Here is a 13348-nt window from a genome sequence, read left to right as displayed (position 1 = left end):
CAACCTCCAAGGCCGAGATCAATCAATCAGAACGCCGCCACGCAGGGAATCCCGTTTATGGGTATGTGACCTAGACCGGTACCGCTTCTTGGGTCGTCGCGAGGGCCCGCGGTGCGGCGTCATCGACCCCTGGCGGCGCGGCCAGATCGACGGTCTCGACGAGGAAGTCGATGAAGGCGCGGACTCTCGCCGGCAGCCTGCCGCCATGGCCGACATAGACGGCGTGGATTTCCTCGACATCGCCGGGGTTGAACGCCTCCAGCACCGGCGCCAGCCGCCCGGCCGCGATATCGTGCCCGACATGGAACAGGGAGAGCCGCGCCAGCCCCTGCCCGGTAAGGGCGAGCTGGCGGGCGCTCTCGCCATCGCCGACCGCTACCCGACCATGAGCCGGCACCGAGAAGCGCCGTCCATCGGCCCGGAACGGCCATTCGTCGCTATGGCGGGCGAAATTGAAGGTGATCAGGTCATGTTGGGCGAGGTCTTCCCAATGCTGGGGAGCCGGCTTGCGTGCGAGATACTCCGGCGCGGCGACGATCGCCATCGCGGCCTCGCCGAGTTTGCGCGCCATCAGCTGCGAGGGCCGCATGGGCCCGACCCGAATCGCGATCTCGGCGCGCTCGTCCATCAAGTCGATGACCTCGTCGGTGATGGTGATGTCGAGCTGGACTTGCGGGTGGGCGGCCATGAACCGCGGCGCCAGCGGCAGCAGGTAGAGCCGCCCGAAGGGCACGTTCGAGTTGATCCGCAGCCGCCCGCGCGGGATCTGGCAGGCGGCAACGGAGCGCTCGGCCTCGTCGAGATCGCTCAGCACGCGCAGCGCATGCTGGTGAAAGGTCGCGCCCTCCTCGGTGAGCTGGAGCTTGCGGGTCGAGCGGATCATCAGCCGGACGCCGAGCCGCGCCTCGAGCCGCGCGACGAGCTTGCTGATCGCTGACGGCGTCATGCGCAAGGCGCGGGCCGCCGGCGAGAAGCCGCCGAGCTCGACGACACGCGCGAAGACCTCCATCTCGCCGGAACGGTTGATCTCGGGCCGAGGCATGATGACTTCACCTCACAAGTGCATGTCCTGATGGAAATCTAATTCATAGGCGCGGCATGCGCCATCTTGCCGGCTCGTTCGTTCTCCCGGAGCCGGTCATGCCCATCGCTCTCTATGCCCTCACCGTCGGCGCCTTCGGCATCGGCGTCACCGAATTCGTCATCATGGGCTTGCTGCTGCAGGTTTCCGCCGATCTCGGCGTCACTATTCCCGTCGCCGGGCTCCTGATGTCGGGCTATGCGCTCGGCGTCTTCGTCGGCGCGCCGATCCTGACCATCGCGACCCGCTCACTGCCGCGCAAGACGACGCTGCTCGTCCTGATGGCGATCTTCACGCTCGGCAACCTCGCCGCGGCCCTCGCACCGAGCTTCGCCTGGCTGATGGCGGCACGCATCGTCACGGCGCTGGCGCATGGCACCTTCTTCGGCGTCGGCGCGATGGTCGCCACCGGCCTCGTCGCGCCGGAGCGCAAGGCCTCGGCGATCGCGCTGATGTTCACCGGTCTTACGCTTGCAACCTTGCTGGGCGTGCCCTTCGGCTCCTGGCTCGGCCTGGCCTATGGCTGGCGCTCGACCTTCTGGGCCGTGGCGGGCATCGGTCTGCTGGCGCTGGCCATCCTCGCGATCTTTGTCCCGGCGGCGCGTGAGCGCGTCGTGCCCGGCCCGCTGGCGGAGGAGTTCCAGGTTCTGGCCCGGCCGCAGGTGCTGCTCGGGCTTGCCATGACGGTGCTCGGTTTCGGCGGCATCTTCGCGGTCTTCACCTATATCCAGCCGCTGCTGGTCGAACTCGCCGGCTTCAGCGAAGAGGCCGTCTCGCCGATCCTCTTGGTCTTCGGCGCCGGCCTCGTCGTCGGCAACCTGCTCGGCGGGCGCTGGGCCGACCGCAGCCTGTCGCCGGCCCTGATCGGCACGTTGGCCCTGCTGACGCTTGCCCTGCTCGCCGCGACCTTCGCCTTCCACGACCGGATCGGCGCGGTCGTCGCCGCCTTCGTGCTCGGTGCCGCCGCCTTCGCCACCGTCGCGCCGCTGCAGATGTGGGTGCTCCAGCAGGCCGGCGGCGCCGGACAGGGCCTGGCCTCCAGCCTCAACATCGCCGCCTTCAACCTCGGCAACGCGTTCGGCGCCTGGCTCGGCGGCGTGGTGATCTCGCATGGGCCGGGTCTCGCCGGCATCGCGCCGATCGCTGCGCTGGTTCCGCTCGCGGCGCTGGCGCTCGCCTGGATCGCCCTCGCGCTCGACCGGCGCGCCACGCGCGTGCTGGCCGCCTGACCCCTTTTCAACTCACCAGACAGGAGAACCACATGGAACATCGGCAGCTCGGCGCATCCGGCCTGAAGGTGCCCGCCCTCAGCTTCGGCTGCGGCACCTTCGGCGGCAAGGGTCCGCTCTTCGGCGCCTGGGGCAATACCGATGTCGCGCAGGCCAAGCGCCTGATCGACATCTGCCTCGAGGCCGGCCTCACCTTGTTCGACACGGCCGACGTCTATTCGGACGGGGCGTCGGAGAGCATTCTCGGCGAGGCGCTGGAGGGGCGGCGCAACGCGGTGCTGATCTCGACCAAGCTCGGCCTGCCGATCGGCGAGGGCCCTCTCCAGTCCGGCACGTCGCGGCTGCGGTTGATCGAGGGCGTCGATGCCGCGCTGAAGCGTCTGCGAACCGATCGCATCGACCTGCTCCAGCTCCATGCCTTCGATGCCGCAACACCGGTCGAGGAGGTTCTGAAGGCGCTGGACGACCTCGTGAGCGCCGGCAAGCTGCGCTATGTCGGCGCCTCCAATTTCTCCGGCTGGCAGATGATGAAATCACTGGCCGCCTCCGAGCGCCATGGCTGGCCGCGCTATGTCGCGCATCAGGTCTATTACTCACTGGTCGGCCGCGACTACGAATGGGAGCTGATGCCGCTCGGCCTCGACCAGAAGGTCGGCGCGATGGTCTGGAGCCCGCTCGGCTGGGGCCGTCTCACCGGCAAGATCCGCCGTGGCGCGGCGCTGCCCGAAAAGAGCCGCCTGCACGACAGCGCCGCTTTCGGCCCGCCCGTGGATGACGAACGGCTCTACGCGATCGTCGACGTGCTCGACGAACTGGCGGCGGAAACCGGCAAGAGCGTGCCGCAGATCGCCCCGAATTGGCTGCTCGCCCGCCCGACCGTTTCGAGCGTCATCATCGGCGCGCGCAACGAGGAGCAGCTTCGCCAGAATCTCGGCGCCGTCGGCTGGAGCCTCACGCCCGAGCAAATCGCGAGGCTCGACGCGGCCAGCGCGACGACGCCGGCCTACCCCTACTATCCCTACTGGGGAGAAGGCGGCTTTCGCCGGATCAACCCGCCGCCGGTGTGACCGGAATATCGGACCAATCCGGTCCGATATTCCCCTTGCCCCGGCATCGGCTTCTCCCGAAAACCGCATTCCACTTTTCGGGCCGATGCCCTAACGCGGCGCGCGCTTCGCCAAGATGCGTTGCAGCGTGCGCCGGTGCATGCCGAGCCGCCGCGCCGTCTCGGAGACGTTGCGGTTGCAGAGCTCGTAGACGCGCTGGATATGCTCCCAGCGCACCCGGTCGGCCGACATCGGGTTCTCGGGCGGCAGGGGCCGGGCGTCGCGCGCGGCGGCGAGCGCGGCATGGATCTCGTCGGCATCGGCCGGCTTGGCGAGGAAATCGAAGGCGCCGAGCTTCACGGCGCTGACGGCGGTGGCGATGTTGCCATAGCCGGTGAGCACGATGCCGCGCGCATCGGGACGGCGTTCCTTCAATCTCGCGATGACGTCGAGCCCGTTGCCGTCGCCGAGGCGCAAATCGATCACGGCGAAGGCCGGCGCCTCCTGATCGACCGCCGCGATGCCGGCGCTGACGCTCTCGGCCGTGCGCACGGAATAACCGCGGCCCTCCATGGCGCGGGCGAGCCTGGTCAGGAACGGCTTGTCGTCGTCGACCAGCAGCAGCGACATGTCCTCCGCCGCCAAGTCCGGAACGGTGTCGTCCAGCGTATCCTGCATCATCCTCTCCTGCCGTGGGGGCGGGCCCCGCGGAATTCTAGCGCGGCTGCCGCCGCGACGCACCCCATGCGGATGCTCCCTTGCGCCGAATCATCTGCCAACGCCATGTGGGATCGGCGGTTCGGGGTTTGTAGACCCGGAAACCGGCAGATCGGCCTCGAAGACCTCGCGCGGCCAGGTCATCCGCACGGAAGCGCCGCTCGCGGGCGCGGGCAGGTTGGCGAACTCAATCAGCGCGCCGCCCCGCTCGAGCAGGGTCTTGGCGATGAAGAGCCCGAGCCCCAGCCCGCCACCGGCGCGACTCTCGCTCGCGCCATGGGTGAGATAGGGATCGCCGGCCCGGAGCAGCACGTCGGGCGGAAAGCCCGGACCGTCATCGGCAATCGTGAGCGTGACGAAGTCGGCGTTCCATCGTGCCGAGATCGTGACCGTCGAGCGGGCAAAATCCACAGCGTTGTCGACGATGTTGCCGAGGCCGTAGATCATGCCGGGACTGCGCCGGCAGACCGGCTCTGGCTTCTCGCCGTTCATCACGATCTCGAAAGGCACGCCGAAGGGGCGCTGTGGCCCCGCCGCCTCCTCGATCAGCAGGCGCAGCGAAAGCTGGTCGAGCGGCCCGGCATCGTCGTCCTGCAACGAGGCGAGCTTCCCCAGGATGCCGCGGCAGCGCTCGACCTGCTCGCGCAACAAAGTGATGTCCTCCGCCATTTCACCCTCAGCCGGGGCGAGCCGGGACAATTCGCGGGCGACGAGCGCGATCGTGGCGAGCGGCGTGCCGAGTTCATGGGCGGCGGCGGCGGCAAGGCCGTCGAGCTGCGAAAGGTGCTGCTCGCGCGCCAGGACGAGTTCGGTCGCGGCGAGCGCATCCGAGAGATCGCGCGCCTCCTTGGCGACCCGCCAGGCATAGATGCCGGTGAAGCCCAGCCCGAGGACGAGCGCGGCCCAGCTTCCGAGCTGATAGTAGGCCGGCAGCACCGGCCGGTCCGGCCCGGCCCAGGGCAGCGGCAGGTGGAAGAAGTTGAGCAGCGTCGCGAGCACGATCGCAAGCAAGCCGAGGACAAGCGTGCGCTGCGGCGGCAAGGCCGTCGCCGAGATCATCACGGGCGCGAGGAACAGGATCGAGAACGGATTCTCCAGCCCTCCGGTGAGGTAGAGCAGGGCCGCGAGCTGGACGATGTCGAAGGCGAGAAGGGCCGTCGCCGCGCCGGCCTGGAGCCGATGACTCAGCGGAAATCGGATGCGCAACGCGATGTTCAGCCAGGACGAGACCGCGATCGCCGTGAAGCACCAGCCGAAGGGTAAGGGAAAGCCGAGCCCGAAATGCACGCCGGCGACGGCCAGGCTCTGGCCGGCGATGGCGAGCCAGCGCAGCCGCACCAGCGTGTCGAGTCGCAGATGGCGATTCGCACGGCCGAGAACGGGGTTGGCGACGTCGGCGAAGCTCATGCGGCGGTCCACATCATGGCGAACAGGGCTGAATGGGCGCGGCGGGCGTCACATAAGGCACTCCGGCGAGGTAATCATCTGTGGCCAACTCGCATTGGAGGGATTTCTTAGCCTTTTGCAGGATTGAATGAGAACAAATTGGGCATACGCTGCGTTGCTGTTGCGGCGCATCAACGAATGTTGCAGCGCCGGAAGGAACACAATCGCATGTACGGGGCTGCCATGTCGTTCGCCTACCATGCCTACGAAGCGGTTCACATGATGCTCAGCCCCGCCAGGGGCCTGTCCGATGCGATGCATCTGGCGTTCAAGAACCCGGCGAATCCGCTGACCTATACGCCGATGGGGCGCACGATCGCCGCCTCTTGCGAATTGTTCGAGCGCACGACGCGGCGCTATGGCAAACCCGCCTTCGACCTGGCCGAGACGACGATCAACGGCGTCAAGACCGCCGTCGAGGAGCGTGTCGTCTGGGAGCGCCCCTTCTGCCGGCTGGTCTATTTCGATCGCAAGATTCAGGGCCGCCGCAAGCCGCAGCCCAAGGTGCTGCTGGTCGCGCCGATGTCGGGTCACTACGCCACGCTGCTGCGCGGCACCGTCGAGGCCTTCCTGCCGGGCCATGAGGTCTACATCACCGATTGGGTCGATGCCCGGCTGGTGCCGCTCGCGGCGGGCAGCTTCGACCTCGACGACTATATCGACTACGTCATCGCGATGCTGCAGATGCTGGGTCCGGAGACCCATGTCATGGCGGTCTGCCAACCTTCGGTGCCGGTGCTCGCGGCAGCGGCTCGCATGGAGGCCGAGGGCGACGTCTGCGCTCCGCGCTCGATGACCCTGATGGGCGGGCCAATCGACACCCGCCGCTCGCCGACCGCGGTGAATTGCCTCGCCATGGAGCGCGGCACCGACTGGTTCCGCCGCAACTGCATCACCAAGGTGCCGTTCCCGCATCTGGGCACCTTCCGCGACGTCTATCCGGGCTTCATGCAGTTGTCCGGCTTCATGGCGATGAACATCGACCGCCATGTCAGCGCGCATTACGAGATGTTCCAGCATCTGGTCGCGGGCGACGGCGATTCGGCCGAGAAGCATCGCGACTTCTACGACGAGTACATGGCGGTGATGGACCTGACCGCCGAGTTCTATCTCCAGACCGTCGAAACTGTCTTCGTCGAGCATGCCCTGCCGAAGGGCACGATGATGCATCGCGACAAGCCGGTCGACTGCACGGCCATCCGCCGCGTCGCGCTGATGACGGTCGAGGGCGAGAAGGACGACATCTCCGGCGTTGGGCAGACGCAGGCGGCGCATGATCTGTGCCCCAATATCCCCGACGACAAGCGCGTGCACTATCTCCAGAAGGGCGTCGGCCATTACGGCGTCTTCAACGGCTCGCGCTTCCGCTCCGAGATCGCCCCGCGCATCTCGGACTTCATGGTCAGCCTCGACATGGAAGCCGCCAGGCGCCGTCGCGAGGCCGGCGCCACCGAGGCGCGCAAGGGGCTGAAGATCGCGAGCTGAGGCGGCTCTCCGCTGCTCCGGCCTACCGGAAGAAGATCACCGTCTGCAGCAGGAAAAGCGGGATCAGGATCGCGCCCGACCAGAGCATGTAGCCGAAGAAGCTGGGCATCGCGACCTTGCGGTCCTTGGCGATGGCGTAGACCATGAAATTCGGCGCGTTGCCGATATAGGTGTTGGCGCCCATGAAGACCGCGCCGGCCGATATCGCCGCCAGCGTCAGCGCGCCCGTCGTCATCAGCTTCTGCGGGTCGCCGCCCGCCAGCTCGAAGAAGACGAGATAGGTCGGTGCGTTGTCGAGGAACGAGGACAGGATGCCGGTCAGCCAGAAATAGGCGACCGTGTTGTGGCTGCCGTCTGGATGGGTGACGAGCGCGACCAGCCCGGAGAAGGCGCCGTCCTTGCCGGCCTGCAGCATCGCCAGCACCGGGATGATGCAGACGAAGATGCCGGCGAAGAGCTTGGCGACCTCCTTGATCGGCCCCCAGCTGAACTCGTTGCCGGCCCGCACCGGCTTTGGCGTCAGCTTGAGCGAGAGCGCGGCCAGCACCAGCAGGATCGCGTCGCGCACGATGTTCTGCAGCTCGAGATGAACGCCCGCGACGCTGAAGGAAACGCCTGGTTTCCAGCTCGCGGACATCAGGATCGCGGCGATGACGCCGCCGAGCAGGATGAAATTGACCTTGCCGTAGAGCTTGATGTCGCGGTCGGGCGTCGGGTCCTTGAGCGAGGGCATGCCCTCTTCCTTCCGGTAGAACCAGCTGTCGAGGAGGAAGAACAACGCGAGCAGGATCGCCACCGCGAGCCCCGTCTCGGGAAGAAGATGCGTCGTCGTCCAGAAGAAGTTCACCCCGCGCAGGAATCCGAGGAAGAGCGGCGGATCGCCGAGCGGCGTCAGCGAGCCGCCGATATTCGACACCAGGAAGATGAAGAACACGACGACATGGACATTGTGGCGGCGGTTGTCGTTGGCGCGCAGGACGGGGCGAATCATGATGATCGAGGCGCCCGTCGTCCCGACGAAGCTCGCCATCAGCGTGCCGATCGCCAGCAGCGCGGTGTTGGTCGCGGGCGTGCCGTGAAGGTTGCCCATGATCAGGATGCCGCCGGCGATAGTGAACAGCGCGAAGAGCAGGATGATGAAAGGGATGTATTCGAGCAGCGCAGTATGGGCGAGCACGCCCAGCGCCGGTTCGAAGCCGCGCAGGAGGACCAGCGGCACCAGCACGAGCGCCGCCCAGAAGGCCGCGAATTTGCCGTAGTTCAGCTCCCAGAAATGCGGGAACAGGATCGGGCCGAGCGCGATCGAGAGCAGCATGCCGGCGAAGGGCAGCGCCCAGAGGCCGCCCATCGAGGCCCCGCCGATATCGCCGGCGGCGAAGGCGGCACTGGATGTCAGGCAGAGGGTCACGATCGCGGCAGCCCGCGTCAGTCCGGTTTTCAAGGCCATTCCCCGCCCCACTCTTCGCGTGGTTGTCGTGATCCGCTGCCGGGCACGGTTATACGATGGCTATGCCCCCCGCAACCGGAGGCGCGCGCCCGTTTTCCGCCATTGTGCCGCCGTTCATTCCGCGAGAATAATCTTCTCCGCGCGGTGATCCGCCGCGCTTGATTCGGACAGCCCCATGTGCCGTTTCCTCGCCTATTCCGGCGTGCCGGTCTTCCTGGAGGACCTCGTCGCCGCGCCGTGTCATTCGCTGATCCACCAGTCCCTGCACGCGGCCGAGGCGAAGACCGGCACGAATGGCGACGGATTCGGCGTCGGCTGGTACGGCGACAGGCAGGAGCCCGGCCAGTATCGCGAGGTCCGACCCGCCTGGTCCGACGAGAACCTGCTCTCGATCGCCCGGCAGGTCCGCTCGCATCTGTTCTTCGCGCATGTCCGGGCGGCCACCGGCACCGCGACGACGCGGGCGAACTGCCACCCCTTCGCCCATGGCCGGCATCTCTTCATGCATAACGGGCAGATCGGCGGCTACGGCCTGATCCGGCGCCGGCTCGAGGCGCTGATTCCCGATTCGCTCTATTCCGTGCGTGTCGGCACCACCGATTCGGAAGCGCTGTTCCTGCTCACCCTGTCGCGCATCGAGGAGGGGCTGGCGCCGGGTGCGGCCCTGGCCGCCGCGCTGGGCGACGCGCTCAGCCTGATGCGCCAGGCCGGCACGACGGAGCCCCTGCGCTGCGCCGCCGCGCTCGCCGATGGCGACACCATCCACGCCGTGCGCTGGTCCTCGGATACGCGCCCGCCGAGCCTCTATCTCTGCCAGCGCAGCGACAGCGTCGTCGTCGCTTCGGAACCGGTCGATGCGGCGCGCGACTGCTGGCAGGCCCTGCCCTGCAACACCCTCGTGTCGGTCCGCGCCGGCACGGTCGCGCTGACACCCTTCGAGGTCGGACTCGAGCGGGCGGCCTGATCCGAGATCGCGGAAATATTTGCGACGCTTCGTGAACCTGCCGGTTGGCAGAAGCGACAGATGCATGGGCCGCCCCCGCGGCTCGAACTTCGCCGCCCCGGTCTTCACACCTCCCAAAGGCTACCGGGGCGGCGATACGCTTTCGCTCCGCACATGCGCCGGCCGCGAGCAGGCCTTGGCCTGACCTGCCTTGACCCGGTTTTCCGTTTCCCCCTACCTTCGGGCGGGGGGCGCCGTAGGGCCGATCATGCTGCGCACCATCCTTCTTGCCGTCACGCTTCTCATTCTCGCCCCACCGGCACGGGCCTATGACAACCCGATCGGCCGCGGTCTCGCAGACTTCCTCAACATCTTCAGCGAACAGCCGATTCCGCGCCAAATGGTGCCCTGGGGCGGAGGCCAGGCTCCCGGCACGGTCGTGATCTCGACCAGCCAGAGGCGGCTCTACTACGTCCTCGGCAATGGGCGGGCGTTGCGCTACGGCGTCGGTGTCGGGCGACAAGGCTTCAGCTGGTCGGGAACCAAGACGGTCACGATGAAGCGGGAATGGCCGGATTGGCGGCCACCGGCCGCCATGCTGAAACGCCGCCCCGACCTACCGCGCCATATGGCCGGCGGCATCGACAACCCTCTCGGGGCGCGCGCAATCTATCTCGGCTCGAGCCTCTACCGCATCCATGGCTCGAACGAGCCGAACACGATCGGGGCCGCTGTCTCGTCGGGCTGCATCAGGATGACGAACCGCGACGTCACCGATCTCTACGAGCGCGTCAGAATCGGGACCAGGGTGGTCGTGCTCCGGTGATTCGGAGGCGGCGCTTTGGAGACCGGGTTCACGCCGGCAACGCGATTCGCGTGCAGCACCCGTTTGCGCTGGTGCCTGATGGCAACGACGAATGAGCAGTGGGATGTTGTCGCAAGCCCGGCTGTTCCGGGCGATCCCGCTGCATCTCAGCTATGGAGCGGAAGGAAATGGTGGAGCCAGGCGGAATCGAACCGCCGACCTCTTGAATGCCATTCAAGCGCTCTCCCAACTGAGCTATGGCCCCACTCTCAACCAGCCGACATGGGGGTCGGCCGGGGGTAATCTCGGATCCGTGCACCTCGCCGCGGTGGTGAGGAAGAGCCCGGAACCCGGTCGCCGCGTCAGCGGCGAAGCGCTCTATAGGCGGGAGTGGCGGAAGACTCAAGCACCGATTGTCGTCCGATCGTCATTCTCTTGGGCGCCGCCTCCCGGGACGTCCTCAGACGTCCTCGTCGCCCTCGATGTCGCCATCGATCAGGTCAGCGACGTCGTCATCGCCTTCCTCGTCCTCTTCCAGGAAGGTGTCGTCATCGGGCGCGCCATCGTCCTCGACCTCGATGTCGTCCTCGCTGGTGACGACGACGTCCTTCTCGGACGCCTCGGCATCGGCCTCGTCGAGCGAGACGAGCTCGACCGCGCCGTCGGCGGCCTCGGCCTCATCCTCGTCTTCGTCGGGCTTGGCCGCTGCGGCGGCCTTGGCCTGCGGCTCGAACATCGAGCGCGGGAAGGATTGTCCCGTGTAAGGCGAGACAATCGGGTCCTTGTTCAGGTCATAGAATTTGCGGCCCGTGGTCGGGCAAACGCGCTTCGTGCCAAGTTCCGGTTTCGCCACTGCGTCGGACCTTCAATCAATCATGTTCTGAAAAGCAGGCGCGTCCGTTAGTCGTGGCGGGCGGCCCTGTCAAATGCTCATTTCATGCGAATGCATCCGACCGTCAGGGCCGAGGTCGATTCCTGGCGTGCCTGTTGCGCGACCTGCGCAGTCCAAGCCGGACGTGACGCATGGCAGAGCGGCGTGCTAGGGCAGCGCCCTTCCGATCGATCAGCCGGCAGAAGAACCGTGTCCCACGCGCTCACACCCGTCCCCGTCACCGCACGCCGCTCCGGCCCGCTGCGCGGCAGCGTCCGCGTCCCCGGCGATAAATCGATCTCACACCGGGCGATGATCTTCGGCCTGCTCGCCATCGGCGAGACCGTTGTCACCGGCCTGCTCGAAGGCGAGGATGTGATGCGCACGGCCGATGCCGCCCGCGCGCTGGGCGCCATCGTTCATCATGACGGGCCCGGCGCCTGGCGCGTGCAGGGCGTCGGCGTCGGCGGGCTGCGCGAACCGGCGGGCCTGCTCGATTTCGGTAATGCCGGCACCGGCTCGCGCCTGATGATGGGCGTCTGCGGCGCCCATCCGATCACTACAACCTTCGACGGCGACGCCTCGCTGCGCAAGCGGCCGATGCGGCGCATCCTCGATCCGCTCGAGCAGATGGGCACCGTCATCGTCTCGCAGGAGGCGGGCGGACGCGTGCCCTTGACCCTGCGCGGGCCGAAGGAGGCGCTGCCGATCACCTATCGCACGCCAGTCGCCTCGGCGCAGATCAAGTCGGCCGTGCTGCTCGCCGGCCTTGCCGCTCCCGGCGAGACCACGGTGATCGAGACGGAAGCGACCCGCGACCATACCGAGAAGATGCTGATCCATTTCGGCGCCGATGTCGCGGTCACGCCCGAGGGCGAGCATGGTCGGCGCATCGTGCTGAAGGGCCAGCCGGAATTGCAGGCGCAACCGATCGTGGTGCCGGCGGACCCGTCCTCGGCCGCCTTCCCGTTGGTCGCCGGGCTGATCGTGCCCGGCTCCGACATCCTGATCGAGAGCGTGATGACCAATCCGCTGCGCAGCGGCCTGCTGACGACGTTGCGCGAGATGGGTGCCGACATCACGATCGAGAGCGAGGCGAACGAGGGTGGAGAGGCGGTCGCCACGCTGCGCGTGCGAGCCTCCTCCCTGAGGGGCGTCGTGGTGCCGCCCGAGCGGGCGCCCTCGATGATCGACGAATATCCCGTTCTGGCGGTCGCTGCCTCGTTCGCGACCGGGACCACGCGCATGCGCGGCCTCCAGGAATTGCGCGTCAAGGAATCGGACCGGCTCGCGGCAGTCGAGGCGGGGCTGAAGGCAGCCGGCGTCACCTGCGCGATAGAGGGCGACGACCTGGTCGTCGAGGGGTCGGGCGGGAGCGTCACCGGCGGCGGCACCGTCGCGACCCATCTCGACCATCGCATCGCGATGAGCTTCCTCGTCATGGGGCTGGCGACGGACAAGCCGATGCAGGTCGATGACGGCTCGATGATCGCGACGAGCTTCCCGAGCTTCATTGCGCTGATGAACGGGCTCGGGGCGGAGATTTCCGGGGACCACATCGGATGAGCCCCGAACAGGCGCCGGCAGGGCTCGTGATCGCGGTCGACGGCCCGGCGGCATCCGGCAAGGGCACGCTGGCGCGCCGGCTCTCGGCGCATTACCGACTGCCCTATCTCGACACCGGCCTGCTCTACCGCATGGTCGCGCGTGCCATGCTGGATGCGGGGCACGACATCCGCGACGCTGAGGCCGCGGCTGTGCTGGTCTCGACCTTCAGGGACGATGCCTTCGCCGAGGACAGCCTGCGTGGCCGCGAGATCGGCGAGGCGGCCTCGGTCGTCGCCGCGATGCCGGCGGTGCGCAGCGGGCTGATCGAGCGCCAGCGCCGCTTTGCGGCGCAGCCCGGTGGCGCCGTCCTCGACGGCCGCGACATCGGCACGGTGATCTGCCCGCAGGCACCGGCCAAGCTCTTCGTCACCGCGACGCCCGAGGTGCGCGCCGCCAGGCGCCACAAGGAATTGGCCGGGCGCGGCGAGATTGCCAGTTTCGAAGGCATCCTGGCCGATATCCGCCGGCGCGACGCTCGCGATTCCGGGCGCAGCGACGCCCCCCTCAAGGCCGCCGACGACGCCGTGATCCTCGATACATCGGCGCTGACCGTCGAGGAGGCGACGGCTGCCGCAATCGACATCGTCGAGATGCGCCGCACGGCGCGATAATCGGCGCGGCTGCCCAGCTTTCGCACTTGGAACGAATCGAAAGCGGGCGCACACTTCCG

12 protein-coding genes and 1 tRNA gene are annotated in these 13348 nt (G+C 67.7%); 7 read left to right on the top strand and 6 right to left on the bottom strand.

The features are described 5' to 3' along the window. Positions 1-70 precede the first annotated feature (70 nt). The gene (locus AC1RMY_RS24880; protein WP_492869190.1) at positions 71-1042 is read right to left on the bottom strand and encodes a LysR family transcriptional regulator; all 972 of its coding nucleotides are present in this window, start codon (positions 1040-1042) and stop codon (positions 71-73) included. Between the two features lie 98 nt (positions 1043-1140). On the opposite strand from AC1RMY_RS24880, the gene AC1RMY_RS24875 reads away from it, so the two are divergent. After that, positions 1141-2310 carry an MFS transporter gene (locus AC1RMY_RS24875; protein ID WP_492869188.1) on the top strand — a complete coding sequence of 390 codons (1170 nt, stop codon included), beginning with the start codon at positions 1141-1143 and terminating at the stop codon, positions 2308-2310. A gap of 32 nt (positions 2311-2342) precedes the next feature. After that, positions 2343-3377, top strand: a complete 1035-nt coding sequence (locus AC1RMY_RS24870; protein ID WP_492869186.1) for an aldo/keto reductase — start codon at positions 2343-2345, stop codon at positions 3375-3377. A 90-nt stretch (positions 3378-3467) separates the two neighbouring features. Here the strand turns inward: AC1RMY_RS24870 and AC1RMY_RS24865 are convergent, their stop codons facing one another. Together AC1RMY_RS24865 and AC1RMY_RS24860 are read right to left on the bottom strand one after the other, a co-directional pair. Further along, on the bottom strand, positions 3468-4034 hold the full coding sequence (locus tag AC1RMY_RS24865) for an ActR/PrrA/RegA family redox response regulator transcription factor (protein ID WP_492869184.1): 567 nt from the start codon (positions 4032-4034) through the stop codon (positions 3468-3470). Between the two features lie 90 nt (positions 4035-4124). Then, the gene (locus tag AC1RMY_RS24860) at positions 4125-5480 is read right to left on the bottom strand and encodes an ActS/PrrB/RegB family redox-sensitive histidine kinase (protein ID WP_492869182.1); all 1356 of its coding nucleotides are present in this window, start codon (positions 5478-5480) and stop codon (positions 4125-4127) included. Between the two features lie 222 nt (positions 5481-5702). Between AC1RMY_RS24860 and AC1RMY_RS24855 the strand changes: the two genes are divergently transcribed. Next, a complete protein-coding gene (locus AC1RMY_RS24855) occupies positions 5703-7004 on the top strand; it encodes a polyhydroxyalkanoate depolymerase (protein ID WP_492869192.1) in 1302 nt (433 codons plus the stop codon). Positions 7005-7026: 22 nt separating this feature from the next. Here AC1RMY_RS24855 and AC1RMY_RS24850 read toward each other — a convergent pair whose 3' ends face one another. Next, the gene (locus tag AC1RMY_RS24850; protein ID WP_492869180.1) at positions 7027-8451 is read right to left on the bottom strand and encodes a sodium:proton antiporter; all 1425 of its coding nucleotides are present in this window, start codon (positions 8449-8451) and stop codon (positions 7027-7029) included. A gap of 175 nt (positions 8452-8626) precedes the next feature. Here AC1RMY_RS24850 and AC1RMY_RS24845 point away from each other — a divergent pair, with 175 nt between their 5' ends. Together AC1RMY_RS24845 and AC1RMY_RS24840 are read left to right on the top strand one after the other, a co-directional pair. Beyond that, positions 8627-9415, top strand: a complete 789-nt coding sequence (locus AC1RMY_RS24845; RefSeq protein WP_492869179.1) for a class II glutamine amidotransferase — start codon at positions 8627-8629, stop codon at positions 9413-9415. A 247-nt stretch (positions 9416-9662) separates the two neighbouring features. Then, complete coding sequence (locus AC1RMY_RS24840) at positions 9663-10220, top strand: L,D-transpeptidase (protein WP_492869177.1); 558 nt, start codon at positions 9663-9665, stop codon at positions 10218-10220. A gap of 168 nt (positions 10221-10388) precedes the next feature. Here the strand turns inward: AC1RMY_RS24840 and AC1RMY_RS24835 are convergent. Continuing rightward, a tRNA-Ala gene (locus tag AC1RMY_RS24835) sits at positions 10389-10464 on the bottom strand. A 195-nt stretch (positions 10465-10659) separates the two neighbouring features. Next, the gene (locus AC1RMY_RS24830; protein WP_492869175.1) at positions 10660-11052 is read right to left on the bottom strand and encodes a TIGR02300 family protein; all 393 of its coding nucleotides are present in this window, start codon (positions 11050-11052) and stop codon (positions 10660-10662) included. Positions 11053-11280: 228 nt separating this feature from the next. Here AC1RMY_RS24830 and aroA point away from each other — a divergent pair, with 228 nt between their 5' ends. Then, positions 11281-12636: a 3-phosphoshikimate 1-carboxyvinyltransferase gene (gene aroA / locus AC1RMY_RS24825; protein WP_492869174.1), complete on the top strand. Its 1356-nt coding sequence runs from the start codon at positions 11281-11283 to the stop codon at positions 12634-12636. Beyond that, entirely contained in the window at positions 12633-13289 is a 657-nt protein-coding gene (gene cmk / locus AC1RMY_RS24820; RefSeq protein WP_492869172.1) for a (d)CMP kinase, read from the top strand. Before aroA ends, cmk begins: the two co-directional genes overlap by 4 nt. The last annotated feature ends 59 nt before the right edge of the window (positions 13290-13348 follow it).

It is taken from the genome of Allobosea sp. GW822-FHT03F07 (genome assembly GCF_058801345.1).
This window is presented reverse-complemented; position numbering and strand designations above follow the sequence as displayed.